Origin of the sequence: Burkholderia sp. KCJ3K979 (genome assembly GCF_016759955.1) — a bacterium.
GTDB lineage: Bacteria > Pseudomonadota > Gammaproteobacteria > Burkholderiales > Burkholderiaceae > Burkholderia > Burkholderia orbicola.
In genome coordinates, this window is the sequence record NZ_JACFYV010000029.1 from 1 (window position 1) to 23,604 (window position 23,604).

A 23,604-nucleotide genomic window follows, 5' to 3' on the forward strand; every position below is an offset into this window, starting at 1 on the left:
CGTGCGAAGATAGCGCCCAATTACGATCCACGACGCCGCGATGCGCGCCGTCGCCGCCCGCCGGGCGGCGAACCGGCCGCGACGATTGCCGCGCAAATCTGGACGACTATGGGAAGCTATCTGATACGCGTGGTACTGGCCGACGATCACCCGGCGATGCTGGTCGGCGTCGAGCACGGCCTGTCGTCGGTGCCGACGATCCAGTTGACCGGCAAGGCCGTCAATTCGACCGAGTTGATCCGGCTCGTCGAGGCCGGCGTGTGCGACGTCGTGGTGTCCGACTATGCGATGCCGGGCAGCGCGCACGGCGACGGCATCACGCTGTTCTCCTATCTCCAGCGCAATCACCCGGCCGTGAAGCTGGTCGTGCTGACCATGCTCGACAACCCGGCCGTGATCGGCGCGCTGACGCGGCTCGGCATCGAGTGCATCGTCAGCAAGTCCGACACGATCGATCACCTGATTCCCGCGATTCATGCGGCCGCGACGGGCGGCACCTATTACTCGCCGTCGGTCGAGAAGGTCGTGCGCACGCTCACGTCGCATTCGAGCGCCCGTGCGGCCGACCAGAAGCGCGACCTCAGCGACCGCGAACTCGAAGTCGTGCGGCTGTATGCGTCGGGCCTCACGGTCAACGAGATCGCCGACAAACTCAGCCGCAGCAAGAAGACGATCAGCACGCAGAAGGCGCGCGCGATGGAAAAGCTCGGGATCGACAAGGACATCGACCTGCTGCGCTACGCGATCGAGCACGGGATCGTCGCCGCATCGGCCAGCGAAGGGCGGGGCGGCGACGCGAAAGAGGAAGGCGGCGTCGATCCGGCCTGACGGCGCGCGACGAGGCCGGCCGCGCGGGATGGCGGCCATGACGGAAGGTGAGCACGCCTGCCTGTACCGACGCACCGATGCCCCGGCACCTTCAGGTTGCCGGGGCTTTCCGTTTCAGGTCGCGGCAGCGGCGTTACGCGCTGGCTTCGTCGCCGCGCACCGGCGGCGCATAGCCGTAGTCGGTCACGAGCCCACAGGCGATCGCATAGCGCACCAGGTCGACGTCGCGCTCGATGCCGAGCTTCTGCATCGCCGAGCTTTTCTGCGTGCTGATCGTCTTCTTGCTGCGATTGAGTTTTTCCGCGATCTCGTTGACCGACAGCCCCGATGCGAAGAGGCGAATCACCTCCACCTCGCGCACCGACAGCGCGGGCGCCTTGCCGCCGACGCTGCCGGTGTTGCGCAGGATCCGGTCCATCGACGGCGACAGGTAGCGTCCGTTCGTATAGGCCGCGTGGATCGCCATCGTCAGGTGATTGGGCATGTCCGACTTGCTGACGATGCACGCGATGCCGATGTCGATCAGCGCGCGCAGCGCCACCGCGTTCTCCATCATCGTCATCACGACGATCTTCAGCCCCGGAAAGCGCTTGAGCAGGGTCGTGAACATCGCGAGGCCGTCGCCGTATTCGGTGCCGGGCATTGCGTAGTCGGACACCAGCACGTCGCACGGATGGTTCGACAGCGCGTCCATCAGCTCCGTCGAGTTGTGCGCCGTCGCGACCACCGCGACGGTGTTCGTGGCCGACAGTTCGTAGCGGGCGCCGATGACGACGGCCGGATGGTCGTCGGCGATCACGATGCGAATGGGGAAGGTTCTGTTCATGTTGGTTTCACGCGTCGCGCCGCAGCCGGCGGCGCGCGTGTCTCGCTCGGTTGAAAGAAAGGGGTCGGCGCATGCGGGCCGCCGCGGGGCGCGCGATGAAAAGCCGCGCGCGAGGCGGACGCGCCGACGGCCGGTGGCGACTCCAGACGGAATCGGCACCGGCCGTCGGCCGAACGGCGGGGGAGGACTCCCCCGCGTCGGGTCGATGCTCCGCGCGAGGCGGAGCGATCGGGTCAGAACTCATAGCCGACCTGGGCACGCACGCCCACGTCGCCGACCGACGTGATCGACGTCGCGCCGTTCACGAGCCAGTTGCCGCTGCGCGACCGGTAGGTGGCGCCGGCGGCGATCGCCGAGCCGCTCTTGAAGTTCGCGGCGCCGACCGCGACGACGGTCTTGCCCGGCTGCGACGGCGTCATGTTCGGCATCGCCATCGCCGCCGCGATACCGGCGTACGCGTTCTTCGCGACGTCGTTGATCGCGCGGTTCGTGTCGTTGAAGCGTGCGTCGACCGATTCCATCGCGCGGTCGAGCTGGCCCTTCGTCGCCGCATCGCTGGCGTTGATGCCGTCCGCGATGTTGACGAGCCGGCGGTTGCCTTCTGCCGTGCCGTCACCGAACGAAACGGTGTTGGCTTCTGTCGCGACCGAACCCTGACCGATCGCGACCGAGCCGCTGCCGGTGGCCGACGCGCCCTGGCCCAGCGCCGTGCTGTCCTTGCCGGATGCAATCGCGCCCTGGCCCAGCGCCGTGCCGTTTTCGCCGGACGCGACCGCACCCTGGCCGACGGCCGAACCGTTGTTGCCCGACGCGACCGCGCCCTGGCCGACGGCCGAGCTGTTGCTGCCCGATGCCGTCGAGCCCTGGCCGATGGCCGACCCGTTGCTGCCCGATGCGACCGCACCCTGGCCCACGGCGGAACTGTTCTCGCCCGACGCGAGCGCCTTCTCGCCGAGTGCCGAGCTGTTCTCGCCCGATGCCACCGCGCCTTCGCCGACCACCGTCGAGCCGTCGCCCGTGCCCGGGCCGCCCGTGCCGGGGTTCGTTTCGAGTTCGCCGAGACGGTCGGACAGATCGTCGAAGCGGTTCGACAGGTCGCCGAACTGGCCGCTCAGCTCGCCGTACTGCTTCGCGAACTGCTCCTGCAGGTCGAACAGCTGGCTGCCGTTGATCGCGTCCATGCTCGTCGCACTGATTTCGCCCGCGGCGACGCGCTGCAGCTTCGTGCCGAACGTGCCGGCGAACGTCACCGTGTCGAAGTTCAGGCCCGAGTCGTACGTGACCGCACCGACTTCCTTGCCCGTGTAGTCGATCAGGCCGGTGGCGCGGAGCTGCGACACCGTCACGACATCGTCGTCGTCCACGCCGTTCGCGACGCCGGACAGCACGCGCGCGCCGCCGGTGCCCGCGAAGTTCACCACCGAGCCGCCGGTGTTCGCGCCGACCGTGATGCCGCCCGTCATCGCGTCCTGCTGGACGAGGCCGAGCGTGCCGCTTTCAAGCTGCTCGGACAGCTTCTTGAGGCCGCCTTCGTTGGTCGTGACACGGCCGTCGAGGTTGGTGACGACGTCGCCGACCGAGTTGACGATCTTCGTGCCGCCGCTGCCGTCACCGACGGTAAAGGCCGGGGCGGAGATCGAGCCGTCCGGGTTTACCGTCGCGCCGCCGCCGATCGCCGAAGCGACGCTTTCCGACACGCCATGCAGCTGCGAACCGTTGACGGCTTCGGTGCTCGTTGCCGACACGTCGCCTGCCGCGACACCCTTGAGTGTGCGTGCGCCGGTCTTGCTGCTGAAGTCCACGGCGTTGCCGTCGGTGTTCGCGCCGACGGTGATGTCGTCGCCGGGTTTCGCCTGCTGGACGAGACCGAGCGTGCCGCTGCCGATATCGTCGGCCAGCTTCTTGATGTCGCCTTCGTTGGTCGTGACGCGGCCATCGAGGTTGGTGACGACGTCGCCGACCGAGTTGACGATCTTCGTGCCGCCGCTGCCGTCACCGACGGTGAAGACAGGCGCGGAGATCGAGCCGTCCGGGTTCACCGTCGCGCCGCCGCCGATCGCCGAAGCGACGCTGTCGGACACGCCATGCAGCTGCGAACCGTTGACGGCTTCGGTGCTCGTCGCCGACACGTCGCCTGCCGCGACGCCCTTGAGCGTGCGCGCACCGGTCTTGCTGCTGAAGTCCACGGCGTTGCCGTCGGTGTTCGCGCCGACGGTGATGTCGTCGCCGGGTTTCGCCTGCTGGACGAGACCGAGCGTGCCGCTGCCGATGTCGTTGGCCAGCTTCTTGATGTCGCCTTCGTTGGTCGTGACACGGCCGTCGAGGTTGGTGACGACGTCGCCGACCGAGTTGACGATCTTCGTGCCGCCGCTGCCGTCACCGACGGTGAAGACAGGCGCGGAGATCGAGCCGTCCGGGTTCACCGTCGCGCCGCCGCCGATCGCCGAAGCGACGCTGTCCGACATGCCGTGCAGTTGCGAGCCGTTGACGGCTTCGGTGCTCGTCGCCGACACGTCGCCTGCCGCGACGCCCTTGAGCGTGCGCGCACCGGTCTTGCTGCTGAAGTCCACGGCGTTGCCGTCGGTGTTCGCGCCGACGGTGATGTCGTCGCCGGGTTTCGCCTGCTGGACGAGACCGAGCGTGCCGCTGCCGATGTCGTCGGCCAGCTTCTTGATGTCGCCTTCGTTGGTCGTGACACGGCCGTCGAGGTTGGTGACGACGTCGCCGACCGAGTTGACGATCTTCGTGCCGCCGCTGCCGTCGCCGACGGTGAAGGACGGAGCGGAGATCGAGCCGTCCGGGTTTACCGCCGCGCCGCCGCCGATCGCCGAGGCGACGCTGTCGGACACGCCATGCAGTTGCGAGCCGTTGACGGCTTCGGTGCTCGTTGCCGACACGTCGCCAGCCGCGACACCCTTGAGCGTGCGTGCGGTGCCACCGGTCGCGCTGAAGTCCACGGCGTTGCCGTCGGTATTCGCGCCGACGGTGATGTCATCGCCCGGGTTGGCCTGCTGCACGAGGCCGGTGGTCCCGCTTTCGAGCTTGCTCAGCTTGTCGTCGATGTCCCCGATCTGCTTGGTATGGCCGGCGACGGTGCTGATCGTCGACGACAAGCCGGTACTCAGGCCCGAGACGATGCTGTTGGTCGACGAGAGTCCGGTGCTCAGTCCCGCAACGGTGCTGTTGGTTGACGACAAGCCGGTGCTCAGGCTCGAGACCGTGACGTTGGTCGCGGCGATCGCGCTGTTCGTCTTCGTGAACTCGGCATTCATCTGGTCGAGGTTCACGGCGTCCGTGGGCTGCGTACCGTCAGCCACGTTGGTGATTTGCCGACGCAGCGCCGACGAGCCGACCGATACGCTGTTGTCGCGATCCGTGGTCGCGCCGGCGCCGAGCGCCACCGAATCGGTATGGGACGCCTTTGCGTTGACACCCAGTGCAACGCCATGCGAGCCGCTTGCGTTCGCAGCATTGCCGATCGCGATGGCGGCGCCGCCTGCGCTGCTGGCCTGGAAGCCGAGGGCCGTGCTGTTGTTGCCGCTGGCGAGTGCGCTGTTGCCGACGGCCGTTGCGTAAGATCCCGAGGCGCTGGTGTTCGTGCCGATCGCAAGCGCGGCCGTGCCGGCTTGCGCGGCGACCGTGCTGTTGCTCGTGTCGATCTTGACGTACGTATCGTCGACCTTCGTCGACAACTCCTTATTCATCTGGCCGACGTTCACGGCATCGTTGTCTTCCGTGCCCGCGGCGACGTTGACGATCTGGCGTGTGAACTTGTTCCCGTCGATATTGGGCACACCGGCGCCCACGGATACGGTGTTGTCCCGATCTGCAACCGTGCCGAAGCCCAATGCGACAGCGTTGCTGGCGCCGGCGCTGGACGTGGTGCCGATCGCGACCGACGCGTTGCCGGTTGCCACCGCAGCGCGACCGGTACCAATGGCGCTGCCGAGTGCAACGCTATAGTTCCCGGTTGCCGTCGAATTGCTGCCGAGCGCCAGGCTGGCGGCGCCGGTAGAGGTGGCCGACGTCCCCAACGCACTCGAATAATTGTTCGATGCGAAGGCGTTGGACCCGATGGCGGCCGAGTTCGAATTCGCCACACGCGCGTTCATCCCGAGCGCGATGGCATTGTTTGCCCCGCTGGCGACGGCCGCTGCCTGGCCGATGGCGGTCGAGCCTGCGCCCCCTGCGGTTGCGCTGGCGCCGAGGGCGGTTGCGTTATCGAGGGCCGCCAGTGCGCTCGTGCCAATGGCGGTCGAGTTGGCGCCTGCCGCAGTCACCAGCGAACCGATGGCAATTGCGCTGTCGCCGGATGCCGTCGTGATGTAGCCGATTGCGGTGGCTCGATTGGCGTTTGCGTTTGCTGCACCGCCGACTGCCACACCACGACTGACTGAATGCGACCCAGCCCCGACAGCAAGGGCATTGCCGGTCGCAACTGCATTCGAGCCGATCGCCACGGCACGGTAGGAAGCGCCGGTTGCGTCGGCCGATGCGTTTTCGCCGATTGCGATTGCGCCGGTGGCGGTCGCGGTTGCTGCTGTGGTGCCATTCACCTTGATGAGTGTGTCGTCGAGCGCCGCCGCCGTCCCGATCGACCCCATCGTACCGATCGCACTCGTGCCCTTCATCTTGCACACCCCCGCCGCATCGATCGTCCCGCTCGACCCGTCTTCCGTCATGCACGTTTCCGCCGCGGCCGCGCCACCGATCGCCGCACCACCCAGCGCGATCGCGATCACCGCTTGCCGCGCCGCGCGCGCCGACCCCTTCGAATGCGCCTTCGCCGTTTCGGCCGCGGCCGTCCACGTGTTGGTCACGGCATTCCAGACGCTGCGATAAGTCTTGTTCATGTCCCTACTCCTTTCAGTTTGTCAGTTCACAAACCGATGGTAGGGATCGGCCTCGTCCTAATCAGTCGTCCCTGGCTGATTCGAGATAGCGACCATGTAGGCCCAGTCCTACGTGCGCGACGACGCGCCGCGGGCCTGCGCCGCGGAACGAAAGGCGATGGAGGGAGGAAGCCGGCGCGCGAGGGCCGGCCGTGCGGGATTCAGGCAGCCGGCGCCTGCGTCGAGCGCCGTTGCAGCGCTTCGCGCGCGAGCGCGTCCGCTTCGGCGAGCCGCGCATCGAACGACGTCAGGTCGCCGCCGTGCACGATGGCTTGCAGTTCGCCGATCGCGTCGGCCACCGCATGTTCGTGAATCGTCGCGAACGCGCCGCGCAGCGAATGCAGTTGGTGACGCAGCGCGGCGATATCGTTGCGCGCTGCCGCGTCGTGCATCGCCGCGACCGATTGCGCGCGACTCGCTTCGAGCAGCGCATGCACGTCCGGCGGCAGCGGACCTTGCGCGAGATCGACGAGCGTGTGCCGGGCTGGCGCCTGCGCGGCGGCCGTCTGCGCGTAACGCCGCACGGTGCGGTCGATCGTATCGAGCAGCACCGGTTTGACCAGCACCGCGACGATCCCCGCTTCCGCACAGCGCGCATGCTCGGCCGCGCTCGCATGCGCGGTGACGGCGACGATCGGCAGCCCCGGATATTGCGCACGCAGCACGTGCGCGAGCGTATAGCCGTCCATCCCCGGCATGTTCAGATCCGTCATCACGAGGTCGTAGCGCGTATCCGCGCAGCGCCGCAGCGCCGCCGCGCCTTCGTCGGCGGCATCGGCCGCATAGCCGAGCGTGACGAGTTGTCCTTGCAGCAGCGTGCGGTTCACAGGGTGATCGTCGACCACCAGCACGCGCGCGGCGACGCTCGGCAGCGCCGCATCGCCGGCCTGCGCGGCATCGTGCTCGGCGATCTGCGCGTCGGTGGCCGCGCGCAGTGGCAGCGTGACGACGAACGTGCTGCCCTTGCCGGGGTCGCTCGTCACGTCGACCGTGCCATGCATCATCTGCGTGAGCTGCTTCGTCAGCGCGAGGCCGAGGCCCGTGCCGCCGTAGCGGCGCGTGATCGACGTGTCGGCCTGCGTGAACGGCCGGAACAGCGCCGCGCGCTGCGCGTCGGTCATGCCGATGCCCGTGTCGCTGACGCCGATCGCGACCGGCGATTCGGGATCCGTATCGTTGCGCAGGTAGACCTCGAGCGTGATTTCCCCGTGGTTCGTGAACTTGATCGCGTTGCCGACGAGGTTCGCGGCGATCTGCCGGATGCGCGTCGGGTCGCCGACGTAGCGCGACGCGAGCGCGTCGTCGACGAACACGTCGAACTGCAACCCTTTCGCGGCCGCGAGCGGCTCGAACATCGCGCCGGTTTGCCGGATCGTCTCCGCGAGATCGAACGGGATCGCCTCGATCGTCATCTGGCCGGCCTCGATCTTCGACAGGTCGAGGATGTCGTTGATCAGGTCGAGCAGCACCGACGACGCGCCCTCGACCGTATGCAGCCGCTCGCGCTGCGACTCGGCGAGCGGTTCGCGGCCGATCAGTTCGAGGTTGCCGAGGATCGCATTGAGCGGCGTGCGGATCTCGTGGCTCATCGTCGCGAGGAACGCGGACTTCGCGTCGTTCGCGGCGTCGGCGGCGCGCGCCGCTTCGTCGAGCCGGCGCTCGATGTTCTTCTGCGACGTGATGTCGGAGAAGTTGCACAGCACGACGTCCCTGTCGCGAAAGCGCGTGCGCACGAGGTTGACGAGCAGGTCGACCGCCTCGCCGGCGGCGGTGGGCAGCGTCACGTGCAGATCGGGTTGCCACGCGGCGGCGGTGGGCGAGCGGTCGAAGCGTTCGAGCAGCCGCGCCGGCAACGATGGTTCGCCCGCGCGGCGCGCATCGTAGTCGCGCATCGTGTCGTTCTGCAGCAGCACCGCGCCGTCGGCCAGCGACAGCAGCGCGATGCCGGACGGCGCGGCTTCGACGATCGTCCGGTTCAGGTTCTCGCTGTCGATCACGCGCCGCGTGCGCGCGTCGTCGGGTTTCAGCACGCGGCGGTCGAAGCGCACGAGCAGCCACCAGACGAGCGCGATCACGGCCAGCATGACCGCGATGTACCAGCCCGCGCGCAGGCCGATCGTCGCGAGCAGCGAGCGCAGCGTGAACGCCTGCACGAGCGTCCAGTCGGTTTCGGCGATCGGCTGGCTCAGCGAGAACAGCCCGTCGCCGAACGCGGTGCGCGGCCCGCCGCGCCGGACGGCTTCGCGCGTATGCGCGCCGAGCCGCTCGACGGCCGCGCGCGTGGCATCGTCGTCGGCCGCGGTGCCGGCGCGCAGCAGCGTGCGGCCGTGCGCGTCGACGACGATCGCGGCGTCGGTCGTGTCGCCCGTCGACAGCCGCGTGCGCAGCACGTCGACCGGCAGCGTCGACAGGAACACGGCGCGCGGCGCTTGCGCGTCGTAGACGGCGCCGGCGATCCGGAACACGTCGCGCCGCTGCACGGGGTCGTAGACAGGCGAATGCCATTCGTATTGCCCGGGCGGCGGCGTGCCGACGCCGGCGGCGACCCGGGCGACGAGCGTGGCCGCATCGGTGGCGGGCGACGCGGTGAGCGGATCGGGCGGCACCGGTTCGGGAATCACCACCGCGAAGCTGCGGTCGGGGCGATAGGCGTAGCCGGCGATCGCGCGATCGGCGTCGTGCTTCGCGACGTACGCGCCGACGCGATAGCTCATGTCGCTCGCCATCGCCAGATCGTGCGCGTAGCTGTCGGCCGGGTGCGCGGGCGACAGGTCGGCCAGCACGAGCGTCGGCGGAAAGGCCGGGCTGCCCTGGATGATCAGCCGGCCGCGGCCGGCCGCGAGGGCGGCGACGCGCGCCGGATCGGTCGCGCGCGAATTCCACACGGCCTCGTCGTGCGTGACGAGCGTGTCCATGCCCGTCGTGCGCATCTTGAATTCGATCTGGACCAGGAACTGGCGCACCGCGAAGGTCGTATAGCGCGCCTGGATCGCCTCGCGCGCCATCGTATACAGCATCAGGCCGCTCGCGAGCAGGATCGCGACCGTCACGGCCGCGCCGCCGGCATACAGCAGCGCGCGCTGGCGGCGGCCGACGCGGGTCGGCGCGGCGGACGCGGGCGCGGCGGCGGAGCGGGCGGGATCGGGTGCGGCGCGGTGGTCCATCGGGAGCGGGGCGGTCGGCCAGGGTGCCCCCATGATAATGGAGTCCGATCAGCGCGCAATGGGGGCTGTCAGGATTGCGGGGTGCCGGCGAACCGGTCGGCGCCGCGGCGTGCCGCCGGGCCAGGCCGGCTATCGTCGCGGCGCCGCTTCGTCGCCGTCGGGCTCCGCGCCTGGCTCGCACGTGACGAGCCGATAGCCGAACCCGTACATCGTCATCATCTTCACGCCGTGCCGCCCGTCGAGTTCGAGCCGGTCGCGCAGATATGCGACGTGCGTGTCGAGCCGCCGGCTGGACGCCGCGACGAGCGAGCCCCACACCAGCTGGCTCACATGTGCACGGTCGAGCGCGCGGCCCATGTTCAGGAAGAACGCGGTCGCGATCTGGAAATGCTTCTCGGTCAGCACGTGCTCGCGGCCGGCCACGGTTACGCTGCGCGTGGCCGTATCGAATTCGAACGCGCCGATCCGCCAGTGGCGATGATGGGTCGCACGGTGATGCGACCAGCGCAGCCATGTCGCGATGCTCGCGATCAGCGTGTCCGGCGGCACGGCGTACGGGTGATGCTCGTTCGCCCCGGCGATGAAACACGCGGAGCGTGCGAGTTCCGCGTCGCGCTGGCTGATCGACACGATCGCGACGGTGCCGGCGAACCGCGCGCGCAGCGCCTGGATCGCGTCCGTCGTGCGCCGGCAGGCCGTTTCGCATTGCACGACGAACAGATCGAACGCGCGCGTGTCGCAGGCTGCGAGCAGGTCGGGCAGATACTCGAAGCGCGACGGCCGGTAGCCGGCGCGGCGCAGAATGTCGTCGATGCGCAGGCGGTCGTAGCCGTATCCGGCGCGACGCAGCCGGTCGTCGAACGTGCCGCGGCTCGGATGGTCGATCGTCAGGATCGCGATGGCGGTGGATGGGGCGTCGGTCACGATGCGGGCGGGCGAAGCCGGTGCGGCGCGAGTGCGGCGTGCGTACGCGGTCGGACGAAAAGAGACGGGATCATGGCCGGACAGGTTCCGGGCAGCTAGCGGCGTGACGCCGTCCAAAAAAAGTCCCGCCGGGAGGGCGGGAAAAGTATCGACTATGGAGCCTGTACTCCAGGAGGCAACGGAGAACAAGCAAGCCGATTCTGGTCGGTTCGGACTCTGAAGAAAATCAGCCCAGTCTGAAACTGCAGGCGGTGCAATCGATGTCGCCGCGGTTTGGGACTGGGCTGACATCCGGCATAACCGGATTCGGACCACGGGCCGTGTCGATTTGTCGACAATGACGGTCCCCGGCGCCGGGTGCGGCAATCGTTTCGTGCTGTGCGCCGGCCCGCTTTCCCGCTTGCCATCGAACATGAAACCGTCTTTCCGAATCGCCGCGCTGGCCGCGTGGCTCGCGCTGAGCCTTGCCGGCACCGCGTTCGTCGTCTCGCGCGCCGTGTCCGACGCGTACGGCCGCTTCTTCCAGGACTCGAGCATCACGATCCGCCTGCTTGCGCAGAAGGCCGCGCAGCACGAGGCGATCCTCGCGACGCTCGGCGCGTCGTCGCTCGCGGCGCCGCCCGCGCACATGCTCGACAACCTGCGCGAACGGATGCCGCAGCTCGACGGGCTCGCATACTGGCGGCCCGGTAGCGGCTGGCAGACCGACGGCGGGCCGGCTCCCGACACGCTGCCGCGGCAACGGCCGGGCAAGCCGTTCACGCTCGCGTTCGACGGCCCGGCCGCGTACTGGCTCGTCGCCGGAACCGGCTGGGCCGTGCGCGTCGATCCTCGGCTGATGCTGCAGCCAGGCGATTGGTCGACGGCGATTTCGTCGGCGGCGCTCGAATTGCGCGACCGGCGCGTCGAGCTGCTGCGGCGCGTGAATGGCGGCGCGACGCCGTTGTGGACGATGCATCTCGAGAAACACCTGCCCGCGCAGCCGCAGGCGTTCGTGCTGCGCACCACCCGCACGCTGACGGCCGCCGACCTGCCGTGGCTGCCGATCGCGCTGTGGAACGCGGTGGCGGCGCTGCTCGCGGCGGGCGCGCTCGGCGCGTGGCGGCTGCGCGAGGCGCGGCGGCGCGAGGATGCGCGGGCGCGCCTCGATCGCTTCGGCCGGCTCGACACCTTCGGCGAAATGGCGGCCGGCCTCGCGCACGAGCTGAACCAGCCGCTGACCGCGATCGTCAGCCACACGCGGGCGGCCGAACGCATGCTCGACCAACCGGCCGAGCGCGACAGCGTGCGCCGCGCGCTGCAGACGAGCGTCGCGCAGGCGAAGCGCGCGGCGGCGATCCTGGAGCGCATGCGCGACGCGGTGACCACCGCGCATGGCGGCGAGCGTCGCGCGCTCGATCCCGACGCGATCATGAATACGCTGCTGTTCCTGTACCGCGACGAGTGCGCGCGCGAGCACATCGCGCTCGGCTGGCACAACGCGGCGGCGCGCGAGCGGCCGTTCGCGGAGCCGATCGCGGTCGAGCAGATCCTGCACAACCTGATCCAGAACGCGCGCGACGCGCTGGCGGGCGCGGGAGTCGGCACGGTCGCATCGCGCGGCGAGATCCGCATCAGCGGCGCGCGCGTCGGCCGGCATTACCGTTTCAGCGTGACCGACAACGGCCCCGGCGTGCCGGAAGACGTGCTGCCGCGCCTGTTCGAACCGTTTTTCACGACGCGGGCGCGCGGCCTCGGCCTCGGGCTGCCGCTGTGTGACACGCTCGCGCAGCGCCAGGACGGCACGCTGACGGTGCGCAATCTGCCGTCTGGCGGCGTTGAAGCCGCGTTGCTGCTGCCGTTGGCCGGGGAGGTCGCATGAACGATTCACTTCGACACGCCGCCACGCGTGACGCGCCCGTCGTCGCGATCGTCGACGACGACGAAGCCGTGCGTGACGGTCTCGCGTTGCTGCTGCGCACGGTCGGCGTGAGGACGCGCTGTTATCCGGACGCATCGGCCTTCCTCGCCGACGCCGACGACGCGGCGCTCGGCTGCGTGCTGCTCGACATCCGGATGCCGGGCATGAGCGGCCTCGATGCACTCGACGAACTGCGCGCGCGGCGCGACCTGCCGGTGATCGTGCTGACGGGCCACGGCAACGTCGACGCATGCCGGCGCGCGTTCAAGCGCGGCGCGCTCGATTTCCTGCGCAAGCCGGTGGACGACGACGAACTGATCGACACGGTGCAGCAGGCGCTGCGCCGGCAGGCCGCGCAGCGCGGCCAGGACGACGTCGACCAGACTCGCGCGGCCCGCCTCGCGACGCTGAGCGCGCGAGAACGCGAGGTGCTGGAAGGGATCGTGCGCGGCGGGAGCAACAAGGAGATCGCCCGCGAACTCGGGCTGTCGCCGCGCACCGTCGAGACCTATCGCGCGAACGTGTTCGACAAGCTGCGGGCCGCGTCGCTGGTCGAGCTCGTGCGCGATTACGCGGCGCTCGCGGGCGGCTCGCCTCCGTAGCGCTACGGAGGTGCCACCCGTAGCCGAACGGGTTCAACGATCGCGGCGCGATTCCTACGATGACGGCTTCTCCGACAAGTCATTCATCGTCAAGGATTCGATTCATCATGATCAAGCGCTTTGCCCTGCCGTCCACGCTCGCCCTGCTGTTCTCGGGCGCCGCCTTTGCCGATACCGTCGCCGCACCGGAGACGAAGAGGACCGCCGACGCGGGCGACGCCGGCTACTACGCGACGGGCCGCGTCATCGGCGCGTTCGACAACGCGGTAAACATGGAGCTGACGAGCCCGCGCGTCGCGAGCCGCGTCGGCGGCCCGGAGACGGGCTCGAACGTCACCGGCTCGCTCGGCCTCGGCTACCAGTTCGGCAACGGCTGGCGCGCGGAAGGCGAATACGTGTTCAAGCGCACCAACAACTTCACGAGCTACTGGGCGCCGTTCGACGCGAACGCGAACGAATTCCACGTGTCGGCGCAACGCCTGATGCTGAACGGCTACAAGGACTTCGATCTCGGCCGCGGCTTCTCCGTGTACGGCACGCTGGGCATCGGCGTCGCGATCGTGTCGGCCGACGGCTGGCAGACCAACGATACGCGCCGCTTCGCGTCGAAGACGCAGACGAACCTCGCGTATTCGGCCGGTGCGGGCGTCAGCTACGCGATCAACAAGCGCTTCTCGATCGACCTCGGGTATCGCTATGTCGACATGGGCAACGTCGAGACCGGCTTCAACACGTTCGCGAACCGCATCAACGCACGCGACGAACAGTTGAAGTCGAAGCTGTCGTCGAACGAAGTGTTCATCGGCCTGCGCGGCCGGTTCTGATGGAAGACGCGGCCGGGAGACGCATCGCATGACGAACGTGATCGATACGGGGCGACGCAGGCTCGTGCTGGCGACGACCGCGCTGGCCGCCGTGCCCGCATGGGCTGACGGCGCGCGTGCGCCGCGCGTCGCGCCCGGTGTGCGGCGCGGCGCATCGCCCGACCTGACGGTGCGCATCGTCGACCTGCTGCACGGCGTCGCGGCCGAAGGGATGCGCGTCGAGCTGTCGCGTGTCGACGGCGCGCAGGACGTGCCGCTGCACACCGCCACCGTCGATGCGCGCGGCGGCACCGGCACGCCGTTGCTGGCCGGCGACGCGTATCGCGCGGACACGTACACGCTGATGCTGCATGTCGGCGAGTACTTCCGTGCGCGTGGCGTGCAGTCGCCGTTCCTGACGGTCGTGCCGGTCCGCTTCCGGATCGCGCGCGACGACGAGCGCCTGCATGTCGCGGTGCAATTCGGCCGCTGGAACTACACGTATTACCGCGGCACGTGATGCGGCCGCACCTGCGCAAAGGGAGGACGACATGACGGGCATCAGCACGCATCTGCTGGACGTCGCCACCGGCCGGCCGATCACCGGCGTGCGGATCGAGCTATTCGACCTGGGCGAGCAGCCGCCGGCGCTCGTCGCGCGTGCGGTCAGCAACGCGGAAGGGCGCAACGACGCGCCGATGCTGGACGGCGAGCTCGCGCGCCGCGGCGAGTTCGAACTGCGGTTGCATCTCGGCGCGTATTTCAAGGTGGCGGATGCGCTGACCGACATCGTGCCCGTGCGTTTCACCGTGACCGATCCGGCGCGACACCATCACGTGCCGGTGGCGTGTTCGCCGTGGTACGTGTCGGTGTATCGGGGCAGTTGAGCGTTCGACGGACGGTGCGAGGCGGCGATGCGCGGTACGCGCGGGGCGTGCGCCGTCCGTTCGGGCGCCCGGGCGCGACGGTAGGACCAGGCTGACCGCCGTATCGGACCGAAGGTGACGCAGTCCGATTTACCGGAACCGGGGCGACGGCGATACTCGGAGCCATTCGTTCAACTACGGGAGCACGGATTGCCGCGGCGGATGTCGCGCAATGCGTCGTCGACATCATGAGCATGCAGGACATCACCGGGCATTACGCGATTCCGCTCGCGCATCCGTTCTCGGATGTGCCGCCGCCGTACGGCCGGCGACGCCGGCCGTTCGTGGCGAGCCGACGCGCGCGGCAACACGTGTTCGATATCTACGGCGCGCCTCGCGTGCCGGCCCCCGCGACGGACGGCGGCACCGTCGCCAAGGCCGCACGGCCCGCCAAGGCCGTTCGCGCGGCCGACTTCGGTTCCGACAACCGCGCGTGGGTGCGCCCGCATCCGCTGCGCCGCCGCTGGCGGTTGACGCTGATGGCGTGCGCGTTGTTCGGCGCGACGTGCATCCTCGCGACGCATCTGGTCGACGAGCGCCAGCACGCGGCCGAGCACGACGCGGCTTACTCGGCGGCGATCGCGGCCGCGCCGACCGCGGCCGTCGCGGCGACGGAAGTCGCGCGGGCGACGGGCCACGCCGCGGAAGTCGCGATCGTGCGGGCGGATCGGGCGGCGCCGACGGATGCGCAGATGAAGGCTGCCGCGACGGTGGTAGCGGAAACCGCGTCCGCGGAAGCGCGTGCGTTGCACGTCGCGGGGAGCGGCTCGGCGGGTGAGCCGGTGGCGGTGGCGATGGCTGTCGCGTCGAATGCCGTCGTCGCGGAAGCCGCGCCGACGCGTGCCGATCGTGCATCGTCGGCGAGCAAGCCGGTTGTGGCGCCAGCGGCGCGGCCGGCGGCGAAGTCTATTGCGGCGTCGCGCGGCAAGGCGGCGCGTCAGGCCGAAGCGAATGCGCCGGCCGCGAAACATGCGGCGATCGCGGCGCGTGGTGTGACGCCGCGTGCGCAGCCGGCAGCCCGCGCGGCCGATACGCCGACGACCGCGCCGGTATCGAGTTCGGCTCAAGCCGTCGGCATGACGGCCACCGAGTTCACGCAATGGCTTACCGCGACGCGCGATACGTCGTGGTCCGCCGCGGGCGGCACCGATCTGTCGGTCGAACTGCCGAGCCACACGCGGTTGATCGGGCACTGACCGGCGAGCGTCGCGCGGCGTATATCGACGGACAGACCGTCCCGGCGACGCCCTGTATCGGCGTCGCTTTTCCAATTTCCATATTTCGACTATTATCGAAATATGGAAACGAATGAAACCATTGCCGCCCTCGCGGCGCTCGCGCATGAATCCCGGCTCGCGGTCTTTCGCGCGCTCGTGCAGGCTGGGCCGCAAGGCATGCCGGCCGGCCGGATCGCCACGCTGCTCGACGTGCCGCCGTCGTCGCTGTCCTTTCATCTGAAAGAACTCGCGCACGCGCAGCTCGTGACGAGCCGCCAGGACGGCCGCTTCGTGTTCTATTGCGCGAACTTCGACACGATGAACGGGCTGCTCGGCTATCTCACGGAGAATTGTTGCGGCGGCAATCCATGCTCGCCGGTGTCCGGCTGCTCGCCTTCCGGGAAGATCGATCGTCCCCGTCAATCCTGACGCGCGTTCGCGCGCCTTCGCTCATGACCACGAACGTCCTGATCCTCTGTACCCACAACTCGGCGCGCAGCGTGCTGGCCGAGGGCATGCTCAATCACTGGGCCGCGAAGCTCGGCAAGGATGTGCGGGCCTATAGCGCCGGCAGCGCGCCGAGCGGCCGGCTGAATCCGTTCGCGCTGGAAGCGCTGACGCATGCCGGCGTCGACGTCGGCGGCTATCGCAGCAAAAGCCGGGACGAGTTCGTCGGCGACGGTGCGCCGGAAATGCGCGTCGTCATCACGGTGTGCGACAGCGCGGCGTCCGAGACGTGCCCGTACTGGCCCGGCAGCCCGGTCAACGTGCATTGGGGCTACGCCGATCCGTCGAACGCGACGGGCGGCGACGAAGGCAAGCGTCTCGCCTTCGAACTGACACGGCAAGCGATCGGTTACCGGATGCTGCAGTTGCTGGCGCTGCCGCTCGACCGCATGAGCGACGATGCACTCCGGGCCGCGCTGATCGAGATTGCGCAACACTGATCGCACGCTGCGATGCGCCGAGACGCGCAGCCGCCCACGACTACAAGACCGACGCTCGTCCGATGAATACGTCCAACATCACGCCGCCCGGTACGGCGGTCGCGAAACCCGCCATCAACTTCTTCGAACGCTATCTGTCCGTCTGGGTCGCGTTATGCATCGTCGCGGGCATTGCCCTCGGCCAGGCGCTGCCCGGCCTGTTTCAGGCGATCGGCCGGATGGCGTACGCGCAGGTCAATCTGCCGGTCGGGCTGCTGATCTGGGTGATGGTCATCCCGATGCTGGTCAAGGTGGACTTCGGCGCGCTGCACGAGGTGCGTCGGTATGTGAAAGGCATCGGCGTCACGCTCGTCGTGAACTGGCTCGTCAAGCCGTTCTCGATGGCGTTTCTCGGCTGGCTCTTCATCCGCCACCTGTTTGCACCGCTGCTGCCGGCGGAACAGCTCGACAGCTATGTCGCCGGGCTGATCCTGCTGGCGGCCGCGCCGTGCACGGCGATGGTGTTCGTGTGGAGCCGGCTCACGGGCGGCGATCCGCTGTTCACGCTGTCGCAGGTCGCGCTGAACGACAGCATCATGGTGATCGCGTTCGCACCGCTGGTTGGCCTGCTGCTGGGGATGTCGGCCATCACGGTGCCGTGGGCGACGCTGGTCACGTCGGTGGTGCTCTACATCGTCATTCCGGTGATCCTCGCGCAGATTCTGCGCAAGCGGCTGCTCGCGAACGGCCAGGCCGCGTTCGATGCCGCGATGACCAGGATCGGCCCGTGGTCGATCGCCGCGCTGCTGGCCACGCTCGTGCTGCTGTTCGCGTTCCAGGGCGAAGCGATCCTGAGGCAGCCGCTGGTGATCGCGCTGCTCGCGGTGCCGATCCTGATCCAGGTGTTCTTCAACTCGGCGCTTGCGTACTGGCTCAATCGCGCGGTCGGCGAAAAGCACGACATCGCGTGTCCGTCGGCGCTGATCGGCGCATCCAATTTTTTCGAACTGGCGGTCGCGGCCGCGATCAGCCTGTTCGGCTTTCATTCCGGCGCAGCACTGGCCACCGTCGTCGGCGTGCTGATCGAGGTGCCGGTGATGTTGCTGGTCGTGCGCATCGTCAACCGGTCGAAGGGCTGGTACGAGTGCCGCGCCTGAAATCACGAGAGTATTTACCCATGGCTGACTACCTGAACGACCTGCCGCAACTCGATGCCGAACTGTTCCGTGTGCCGGACGCCGCGCAATTGCGACCTGCGGCGCCATCGACGCATCCGCCGCGGCTCTTGCTGCTGTACGGCTCGCTGCGCGAGCGTTCGTTCAGCCGTCTGCTGATCGAGGAAGCCGCGCGATTGCTCGCGGCGATGGGCGCCGAAGTGCGCGTGTTCAATCCGAGCGGCCTGCCGCTGCCCGACGACGCGCCCGACAGTCATCCGAAAGTGGTCGAGCTGCGCGAGCTCGTGATGTGGTCGGAAGGGATGGTGTGGTGTTCGCCGGAACGGCACGGCGCGATGACCGGAATCATGAAAGCGCAGATCGACTGGATTCCGCTGTCGGTCGGTGCCGTGAGGCCGACGCAGGGCAAGACGCTCGCGGTGATGCAGGTGAGCGGCGGCTCGCAGTCGTTCAACGCGGTGAACCAGATGCGCGTGCTCGGGCGCTGGATGCGCATGCTGACGATCCCGAACCAGTCGTCGGTGGCCAAGGCGTTCATGGAATTCGACGAGGCGGGGCGGATGAAGCCGTCCGCGTATTTCGATCGCGTCGTGGACGTGATGGAAGAACTGGTGAAGTTCACGCTGCTCACGCGCGATGTCGGTCCCTATCTGGTCGATCGGTATAGCGAGCGCAAGGAAAGCGCGGAAGAACTGTCGAAACGCGTCAATCAAGCGCGTATCTAGCATCGCCATCGAATGAACGCGGGGGCGATCGGGCACGTTCCGGTGCGGCGCATCGGGCTTGTGCGAGCGTGTTGGGTGCAGGGATTGATGTCACCGCAAACCGGGGTGGAACCATGGCACTTCTTCGTCAAGCGACCGAATCCGATCTGGCCTCGATCGAGGCGCTGCTTCGTGCCAGCGGTTTGCCGACCGCCGGCGTCGCCGTGCACCTGCCGCATTTTGTCGTTGCCGGTGGGGTATCCGGCATCGTGGGGTGTGGCGGCATCGAATTCCACGGACGCCATGCGCTCATTCGCTCGATCACTGTCGTCGAACACGCGCGTCGCGCCGGGGTAGGGCGGCTGCTGGTAACGCGCTTGCTCGCGCAATGCCGCGCGCATGCCGTCCAGTCGGTCGGACTGTTGACCACGACGGCGGAAGACTACTTCGTCAGGCAGGGTTTCGTCGTATCGCCCGCGAAGCGGTGCCGGAGCCGTTGCTGGCGTCCAGCCAGTTTCAGGGTGTCTGTCCGGGATCGGCCGTCGCGATGCTGATGGTCTGCGACGACAAAATCAGACTCGACTGATTCCCTTCCCGGTTCACATTCCCGACAATCAAGTTTCTGCGGCCCGGCATACCCCCGTGTGCCGGATCATGGAGATATCTCCTCTTTGCGGCCGGTCTTCTCGACTGGCCGCTTTTTTATTCCCGTTCGTTACCGGAGAGCACGATCGCGATGCAGCTCGACCGCCTGATCCCTGAAATCCTGTTCGGCTTCACGGGCCTGATCGGCATCATCAATCCGTTCGGCATGGCGTTCGTGTTTCTCGAACGCACGCAATCGCTGAGCGAAGCCGAGCGCGCGATCCTGTCGAAGCAGCTCGCGACGAACGTGTTCTTCACGCTGCTCGTGATCTTCTTCGTCGGCGCGCCGGTGCTGAACTTCTTCGGGATCTCGATGGAGGCGTTGCGGATCGGCGGCGGCTTCGCGGTGGCGGTGGCCGGCTGGTCGATGCTGAACGCGCCGGACGTCCCGGCCGGCGGCGACGTCGCCATGCATGGCGACGATCTGCAGAAGCTGATGTCGCGCGCGTTCTTTCCGCTGACGGTGCCGCTGACGATCGGTCCCGGCTCGATCGCGGCCGGCATCGCGCTGCATGCCAATCGTGCGCATACGGCGAGCGACTACCTGGTGTCGGGTGTCGTGTCGGTGGCGGTCGCGGCGCTCGTTGCGTTCGCGATCTGGCAGATCTACAGCCGCGCGACGACGCTCGCGCGCTATCTCGGCAGCGAAGGGACGAAGGTCGCGATGCGTGTGTCCGCGTTCCTGCTGCTGTGCGTCGGTGTGCAGATCATGCTGACGGGCTTGGCCGCGTTCGTGCAGATGCTGGGCGGGCAGGCGGGGTGAGAAGCGGGCGCTTTCACGGTTTGTGTCGGCGCCCGATAAAAAAGCCGCTCCGTCAGGGAGTGGCCGGTTGCGTTACATCAGCTTCGCTTGTACCCGCGCAATCCCCTGCAGCGCACACGCTTCGTCGAGATGCCCGCCCGGCGCACCGCCGACACCCACGGCGCCGATCACTTCGTCGCCGGCCTTGATCGGCACGCCGCCGCCGAGCACCAGGAAGCCGTCGATGGCCGTCATCTGCGCGGCGGCCGGGTTCTTCTGCAGGTTCGTGGCCAGCGTGGCGGTCGACGTTTTCGTCGACAGCGCGGTATAGGCCTTGCGCTTGGCCGCATCCACGGTATGCAGCCCCGCGTTGTCGCCGCGCAGCACTGCGCGTTCGATACCGCTGCGGTCGACCACCGTGACCGTCACGTCGTAGCCGCTGGCCGAGCATGCCTGGATCGTTTGCTGCGCGATGTCGGCGGCGAGATTCAACGGCAGGTTTTTCTCGTGAAGCACCTGGGCGGAAGCGGCGGTCGTCAGCGTGGCGGCGACGAGCGTCGCGAGGGTAGCGCGAATGATCATGTGAACTCCTCGATGAAATGACGGATGCGAGCGGGGCATTGGGTGGGCGGTTTCATGCGAACTTTCTTGAAAACCGCCGGCGCGTGCGACCGATGCGCAGGCCGTTACGGCCCGGAGCGATCGGTCGCGGTCGTCCGCTCGATGAGTTCAGTGTCGGCCAGCGGGAAGGGAAGCTGAATAGGACAGGGCTTATTCTTGCCGCGGCTATCGCGCGTCGCGGCCTTTGGCGGGCACGCGGCCGTGCGCATGGGTATCCGCCGCACCTTGCACGGGGAGCGCACCGCCGCAATGCGGGCAGCACGGCCCGTCGCCGTCGGCCGGCCGCGCGTTCGCCCTGTTGCGCTCCATCGCCGATGCAACGAGTTCCGCGCCCATGATCCCGGTCGGAAACGCGATGATCCCGTAGCCGAGCAGGATCGCGCACGACGTGATCAGCCGGCCGAGCGGCGTGACGGGCGTCAGGTCGCCGTAGCCGGTCGTGCTCATCGTCACCGCCGCCCAGTAGACGCCCACCGGAATGCTCGTGATCCCGTGCTCGGGCCCTTCGACCAGAAAGATCACGGTGCCGAGAATCACGACGAGCACGAACATCCCGCCGATGAACACGAAGATCTTGCGCCGCGCACGCGTGAGCGCCCGGATCAGCATCTGCCCTTCCTCGAAATAGATCGACAGCCCGAGGATGCGGAACACGCGCAGCAGACGCAGCAGCCGCACGTCGATCAGCGCGTGCAGGCCGGGGAAGAAGAACGCGAGATAGGTCGGCAGCACCGACACGAGATCGACGATGCCGAAGAAGCTGCGCGCATACGCGACCGGCTTCTTCGCGGTGCAAAGGCGCAGCAGATACTCGGCGGAAAACAGCAGCGTGAACGCCCATTCGGCCGCGTAGAGCGCGTGGCCGTATTGCTGGTGCAGTTCCTGCACGCTGTCGGCCATCACGACGAGCACGCTCGCGACGATGAGCACGAGCACCGCGATGTCGAGCTTGCGCAGGAACGAAGGGCGGCGCGCGACATGCGCGACGGCATCGCGCGCCGTATCGAAGGAGGACTGGATCAGCGAAATCATGTGCCGCAGTGTACGGACGGCATCTGGCCGGGCCAATCGGACCTGTCCGATATGAGCTGTATGAGCCGGCCTCGATCTTATTTCGTGCCCTGTTTCCACGGATGCGCCGGAAACCATCAACGTTGACGCCATGGTGCGTCCCGAGTTGGTGCCGCTCCGCCTATCGGTGCCGTTCTAAGTCTTTAACGCATGTGCTTAGCAAATTTGCACCGAGCCATATCAGTGCTCATCGAGCGTAGTCCCGAGGCGCTGTGCGCTGTGCCCGCTCAATGCAACTGATATGCCCTGCGCGCACGACATGAGACGGGACAGAAAACCACGAGGTGCCCCTCTAGGTCTGTTCGATCAGGAACCGTTCGCGTTTTTTCCCCTTGATCCAGCCGGGTTCGCGACCGCGGCCACTCCACGTCGCGCCGGTTTTGGGATCGCGATACCGGGCCGGGATACGACCTTGGCCGACCTGCGGGGCGGAGGCACTGCGCCGACGCCCAAAGACCTGCTCGGGGGTCAGCGCGTATTCGGCCACACGCGCGCGAACTTCCGCGAGAACGATGTCAAGCTCAGCCAGGCGGGCCTGTTCTGCTTGTTCTCTGAGCTGTTCAGCTTGCGCCTTCAATTCGAGATACGTTGGCATCGAATCGACTCCTATCGGATGAGCTCGCGTCGAAACTGGAAAAGATCGGCGCGTACGACCGATTAAACCGGCTCGCGAAAGCGAGGGTGCGTGCGTTCAAATGAATTGTCGCGGAAAACCTCACGCTTCTGACCTCCATAGTCTCGTAGTTGACGATGCGTGGTTCTGCAGCAAACACTGCATCGGCTGGCCGGCGAACGATATGCGGCGACATCGCAAATCGATTGCGTAGCGATTGAGCTGGTTTTGGCGTGCGGTGTTACCGCTTTTGAGTAGGTTGATCCCGTTGCGGCTCAGTGCCGAGGTGATCATGGTCATGAAGAGGTGGACGCATGGAACGCCCCGAGAAGGCTGACGATACGAACGAGCAGTGTTCGCTGTCGCCCGACGAATGCTCGGCGCTGCAAGCGCGCGTGCGGCGAGCAGAACAGGAAGTCGGTCGATTGCACAATCGCCTTGAGCTGAAAACCCAGGAACTGGCTAACTTGACCCGTGCAATTGTCGATTCTTCCGTCAGCCATTGCGATGTCGAGGCGCGATTGCAACGTGAGCTTCACGCGGTGTGCACGGGCATGGGCGGAACCACAATGCCAATGTCTGGTTTGCCCCTTCAAGCTGATTCGCCCGGCAAGCTTGTCACGGTCGAATTGCCTTATACGACAACGATCTTGGGCGTGTTGTTCGAGAGCATGTTCACGTTTTGGGCCGATTGTGATCCTCGACGCCTGCCCAAATCGTCGACCGTGGCGCGTGCCATCGACGAGCGCCTTGGGTTTTCTGCTCAGGCCAATGGTGAAGCGTCACGCAGTGCTCAGGCTTATGCATCTGCGATTCGGCCGGACTGGGTGAAAGACACCGATCGCCGACATCATCGCGCGGGCCCGCGCATGTAGCGCGTTCGCGCCGGGCGGGGTGTGTTCAAACCCGCCGCGGCGCGCAATCCCGCCGAGATGCCGCGTCAGTTTCTGGTCGGAAACGGTGTTTGGCACCGGCAGCGGCCTTTCAATGACCGCTGGTATCGGGCGGGGCACGGACATCGAAAG

21 protein-coding genes are annotated in these 23,604 nt (G+C 67.7%); 14 read left to right on the forward strand and 7 right to left on the reverse strand.

Annotation, left to right across the window (positions count from 1 at the left end; translation table 11 throughout):
* Window positions 1-108 precede the first annotated feature (108 nt).
* Entirely contained in the window at window positions 109-828 is a 720-nt protein-coding gene (locus H3O04_RS09660) for a response regulator transcription factor (RefSeq protein ID WP_043888301.1), read from the forward strand.
* Between the two features lie 133 nt (window positions 829-961).
* Here the strand turns inward: H3O04_RS09660 and H3O04_RS09665 are convergent, their stop codons facing one another.
* From H3O04_RS09665 to H3O04_RS09680, 4 genes are all read right to left on the reverse strand, one after another.
* Entirely contained in the window at window positions 962-1,654 is a 693-nt protein-coding gene (locus H3O04_RS09665; protein WP_080331823.1) for a response regulator, read from the reverse strand.
* A 233-nt stretch (window positions 1,655-1,887) separates the two neighbouring features.
* Window positions 1,888-6,507: an ESPR-type extended signal peptide-containing protein gene (locus H3O04_RS09670; RefSeq protein ID WP_202587571.1), complete on the reverse strand. Its 4,620-nt coding sequence runs from the start codon at window positions 6,505-6,507 to the stop codon at window positions 1,888-1,890.
* A 200-nt stretch (window positions 6,508-6,707) separates the two neighbouring features.
* On the reverse strand, window positions 6,708-9,743 hold the full coding sequence (locus H3O04_RS09675) for a hybrid sensor histidine kinase/response regulator (protein ID WP_237666228.1): 3,036 nt from the start codon (window positions 9,741-9,743) through the stop codon (window positions 6,708-6,710).
* 96 nt (window positions 9,744-9,839) lie between these two features.
* Entirely contained in the window at window positions 9,840-10,634 is a 795-nt protein-coding gene (locus tag H3O04_RS09680; RefSeq protein ID WP_337249623.1) for a winged helix-turn-helix transcriptional regulator, read from the reverse strand.
* Window positions 10,635-11,046: 412 nt separating this feature from the next.
* On the opposite strand from H3O04_RS09680, the gene H3O04_RS09685 reads away from it, so the two are divergent.
* The 12 genes from H3O04_RS09685 (at window position 11,047) to H3O04_RS09740 (ending at window position 20,295) form a co-directional block, all read left to right on the forward strand.
* Window positions 11,047-12,495, forward strand: a complete 1,449-nt coding sequence (locus H3O04_RS09685; RefSeq protein ID WP_202587573.1) for a sensor histidine kinase — start codon at window positions 11,047-11,049, stop codon at window positions 12,493-12,495.
* Entirely contained in the window at window positions 12,492-13,136 is a 645-nt protein-coding gene (locus H3O04_RS09690; RefSeq protein WP_202587574.1) for a response regulator transcription factor, read from the forward strand. The genes H3O04_RS09685 and H3O04_RS09690 overlap by 4 nt, the downstream gene beginning before the upstream one ends.
* Before the next feature lie 107 nt (window positions 13,137-13,243).
* Window positions 13,244-13,960 carry an outer membrane protein gene (locus H3O04_RS09695; RefSeq protein WP_023478112.1) on the forward strand — a complete coding sequence of 239 codons (717 nt, stop codon included), beginning with the start codon at window positions 13,244-13,246 and terminating at the stop codon, window positions 13,958-13,960.
* A gap of 28 nt (window positions 13,961-13,988) precedes the next feature.
* Window positions 13,989-14,459 carry a hydroxyisourate hydrolase gene (locus H3O04_RS09700; RefSeq protein ID WP_200161595.1) on the forward strand — a complete coding sequence of 157 codons (471 nt, stop codon included), beginning with the start codon at window positions 13,989-13,991 and terminating at the stop codon, window positions 14,457-14,459.
* 31 nt (window positions 14,460-14,490) lie between these two features.
* Complete coding sequence (gene uraH / locus H3O04_RS09705) at window positions 14,491-14,826, forward strand: hydroxyisourate hydrolase (protein WP_124633310.1); 336 nt, start codon at window positions 14,491-14,493, stop codon at window positions 14,824-14,826.
* Window positions 14,827-15,059: 233 nt separating this feature from the next.
* A complete protein-coding gene (locus tag H3O04_RS09710) occupies window positions 15,060-16,061 on the forward strand; it encodes a serine protease (RefSeq protein ID WP_234044197.1) in 1,002 nt (333 codons plus the stop codon).
* 102 nt (window positions 16,062-16,163) lie between these two features.
* A complete protein-coding gene (locus tag H3O04_RS09715) occupies window positions 16,164-16,511 on the forward strand; it encodes an ArsR/SmtB family transcription factor (RefSeq protein WP_058902586.1) in 348 nt (115 codons plus the stop codon).
* 23 nt (window positions 16,512-16,534) lie between these two features.
* A complete protein-coding gene (locus tag H3O04_RS09720; protein WP_058902587.1) occupies window positions 16,535-17,029 on the forward strand; it encodes an arsenate reductase ArsC in 495 nt (164 codons plus the stop codon).
* A gap of 62 nt (window positions 17,030-17,091) precedes the next feature.
* The gene (gene arsB / locus H3O04_RS09725; RefSeq protein WP_200161593.1) at window positions 17,092-18,165 is read left to right on the forward strand and encodes an ACR3 family arsenite efflux transporter; all 1,074 of its coding nucleotides are present in this window, start codon (window positions 17,092-17,094) and stop codon (window positions 18,163-18,165) included.
* A gap of 20 nt (window positions 18,166-18,185) precedes the next feature.
* Window positions 18,186-18,908 (forward strand): arsenical resistance protein ArsH, encoded by a 723-nt coding sequence (arsH, locus tag H3O04_RS09730; RefSeq protein ID WP_077178149.1) that lies wholly within the window; start codon window positions 18,186-18,188, stop codon window positions 18,906-18,908.
* Window positions 18,909-19,021: 113 nt separating this feature from the next.
* Entirely contained in the window at window positions 19,022-19,441 is a 420-nt protein-coding gene (locus H3O04_RS09735) for a GNAT family N-acetyltransferase (protein ID WP_237666229.1), read from the forward strand.
* Between the two features lie 182 nt (window positions 19,442-19,623).
* A complete protein-coding gene (locus H3O04_RS09740; RefSeq protein WP_023477195.1) occupies window positions 19,624-20,295 on the forward strand; it encodes a MarC family protein in 672 nt (223 codons plus the stop codon).
* Window positions 20,296-20,367: 72 nt separating this feature from the next.
* Here H3O04_RS09740 and H3O04_RS09745 read toward each other — a convergent pair whose 3' ends face one another.
* The 3 genes from H3O04_RS09745 to H3O04_RS09755 form a co-directional block, all read right to left on the reverse strand.
* Window positions 20,368-20,856, reverse strand: a complete 489-nt coding sequence (locus H3O04_RS09745; protein WP_202587575.1) for a GlcG/HbpS family heme-binding protein — start codon at window positions 20,854-20,856, stop codon at window positions 20,368-20,370.
* Between the two features lie 204 nt (window positions 20,857-21,060).
* Window positions 21,061-21,927: an ion transporter gene (locus H3O04_RS09750; RefSeq protein ID WP_202587576.1), complete on the reverse strand. Its 867-nt coding sequence runs from the start codon at window positions 21,925-21,927 to the stop codon at window positions 21,061-21,063.
* Between the two features lie 331 nt (window positions 21,928-22,258).
* Window positions 22,259-22,561 (reverse strand): H-NS histone family protein, encoded by a 303-nt coding sequence (locus H3O04_RS09755; protein ID WP_080331816.1) that lies wholly within the window; start codon window positions 22,559-22,561, stop codon window positions 22,259-22,261.
* A 332-nt stretch (window positions 22,562-22,893) separates the two neighbouring features.
* Between H3O04_RS09755 and H3O04_RS09760 the strand changes: the two genes are divergently transcribed.
* Window positions 22,894-23,454 carry a hypothetical protein gene (locus H3O04_RS09760; protein ID WP_080331815.1) on the forward strand — a complete coding sequence of 187 codons (561 nt, stop codon included), beginning with the start codon at window positions 22,894-22,896 and terminating at the stop codon, window positions 23,452-23,454.
* Window positions 23,455-23,604: the final 150 nt, after the last annotated feature.

What these genes read in the sequence shown, in the direction of transcription:
- H3O04_RS09675 (WP_237666228.1), bottom strand. Translation starts at nt 9,743, where the DNA reads ATGGGGGCACCCTGGCCGACCGCCCCGCTCCCGATGGACCACCGCGCC.
- H3O04_RS09700 (WP_200161595.1), top strand. Translation starts at nt 13,989, where the DNA reads ATGACGAACGTGATCGATACGGGGCGACGCAGGCTCGTGCTGGCGACG.
- arsB (WP_200161593.1), top strand. Translation starts at nt 17,092, where the DNA reads ATGAATACGTCCAACATCACGCCGCCCGGTACGGCGGTCGCGAAACCC.
- H3O04_RS09660 (WP_043888301.1), top strand. Translation starts at nt 109, where the DNA reads ATGGGAAGCTATCTGATACGCGTGGTACTGGCCGACGATCACCCGGCG.
- H3O04_RS09760 (WP_080331815.1), top strand. Translation starts at nt 22,894, where the DNA reads ATGGAACGCCCCGAGAAGGCTGACGATACGAACGAGCAGTGTTCGCTG.
- H3O04_RS09670 (WP_202587571.1), bottom strand. Translation starts at nt 6,507, where the DNA reads ATGAACAAGACTTATCGCAGCGTCTGGAATGCCGTGACCAACACGTGG.
- H3O04_RS09685 (WP_202587573.1), top strand. Translation starts at nt 11,047, where the DNA reads ATGAAACCGTCTTTCCGAATCGCCGCGCTGGCCGCGTGGCTCGCGCTG.
- H3O04_RS09745 (WP_202587575.1), bottom strand. Translation starts at nt 20,856, where the DNA reads ATGATCATTCGCGCTACCCTCGCGACGCTCGTCGCCGCCACGCTGACG.
- H3O04_RS09740 (WP_023477195.1), top strand. Translation starts at nt 19,624, where the DNA reads ATGCAGCTCGACCGCCTGATCCCTGAAATCCTGTTCGGCTTCACGGGC.
- H3O04_RS09710 (WP_234044197.1), top strand. Translation starts at nt 15,060, where the DNA reads ATGCAGGACATCACCGGGCATTACGCGATTCCGCTCGCGCATCCGTTC.
- uraH (WP_124633310.1), top strand. Translation starts at nt 14,491, where the DNA reads ATGACGGGCATCAGCACGCATCTGCTGGACGTCGCCACCGGCCGGCCG.
- H3O04_RS09665 (WP_080331823.1), bottom strand. Translation starts at nt 1,654, where the DNA reads ATGAACAGAACCTTCCCCATTCGCATCGTGATCGCCGACGACCATCCG.
- H3O04_RS09750 (WP_202587576.1), bottom strand. Translation starts at nt 21,927, where the DNA reads ATGATTTCGCTGATCCAGTCCTCCTTCGATACGGCGCGCGATGCCGTC.
- arsH (WP_077178149.1), top strand. Translation starts at nt 18,186, where the DNA reads ATGGCTGACTACCTGAACGACCTGCCGCAACTCGATGCCGAACTGTTC.
- H3O04_RS09695 (WP_023478112.1), top strand. Translation starts at nt 13,244, where the DNA reads ATGATCAAGCGCTTTGCCCTGCCGTCCACGCTCGCCCTGCTGTTCTCG.
- H3O04_RS09720 (WP_058902587.1), top strand. Translation starts at nt 16,535, where the DNA reads ATGACCACGAACGTCCTGATCCTCTGTACCCACAACTCGGCGCGCAGC.
- H3O04_RS09715 (WP_058902586.1), top strand. Translation starts at nt 16,164, where the DNA reads ATGGAAACGAATGAAACCATTGCCGCCCTCGCGGCGCTCGCGCATGAA.
- H3O04_RS09690 (WP_202587574.1), top strand. Translation starts at nt 12,492, where the DNA reads ATGAACGATTCACTTCGACACGCCGCCACGCGTGACGCGCCCGTCGTC.
- H3O04_RS09755 (WP_080331816.1), bottom strand. Translation starts at nt 22,561, where the DNA reads ATGCCAACGTATCTCGAATTGAAGGCGCAAGCTGAACAGCTCAGAGAA.
- H3O04_RS09735 (WP_237666229.1), top strand. Translation starts at nt 19,022, where the DNA reads ATGGCACTTCTTCGTCAAGCGACCGAATCCGATCTGGCCTCGATCGAG.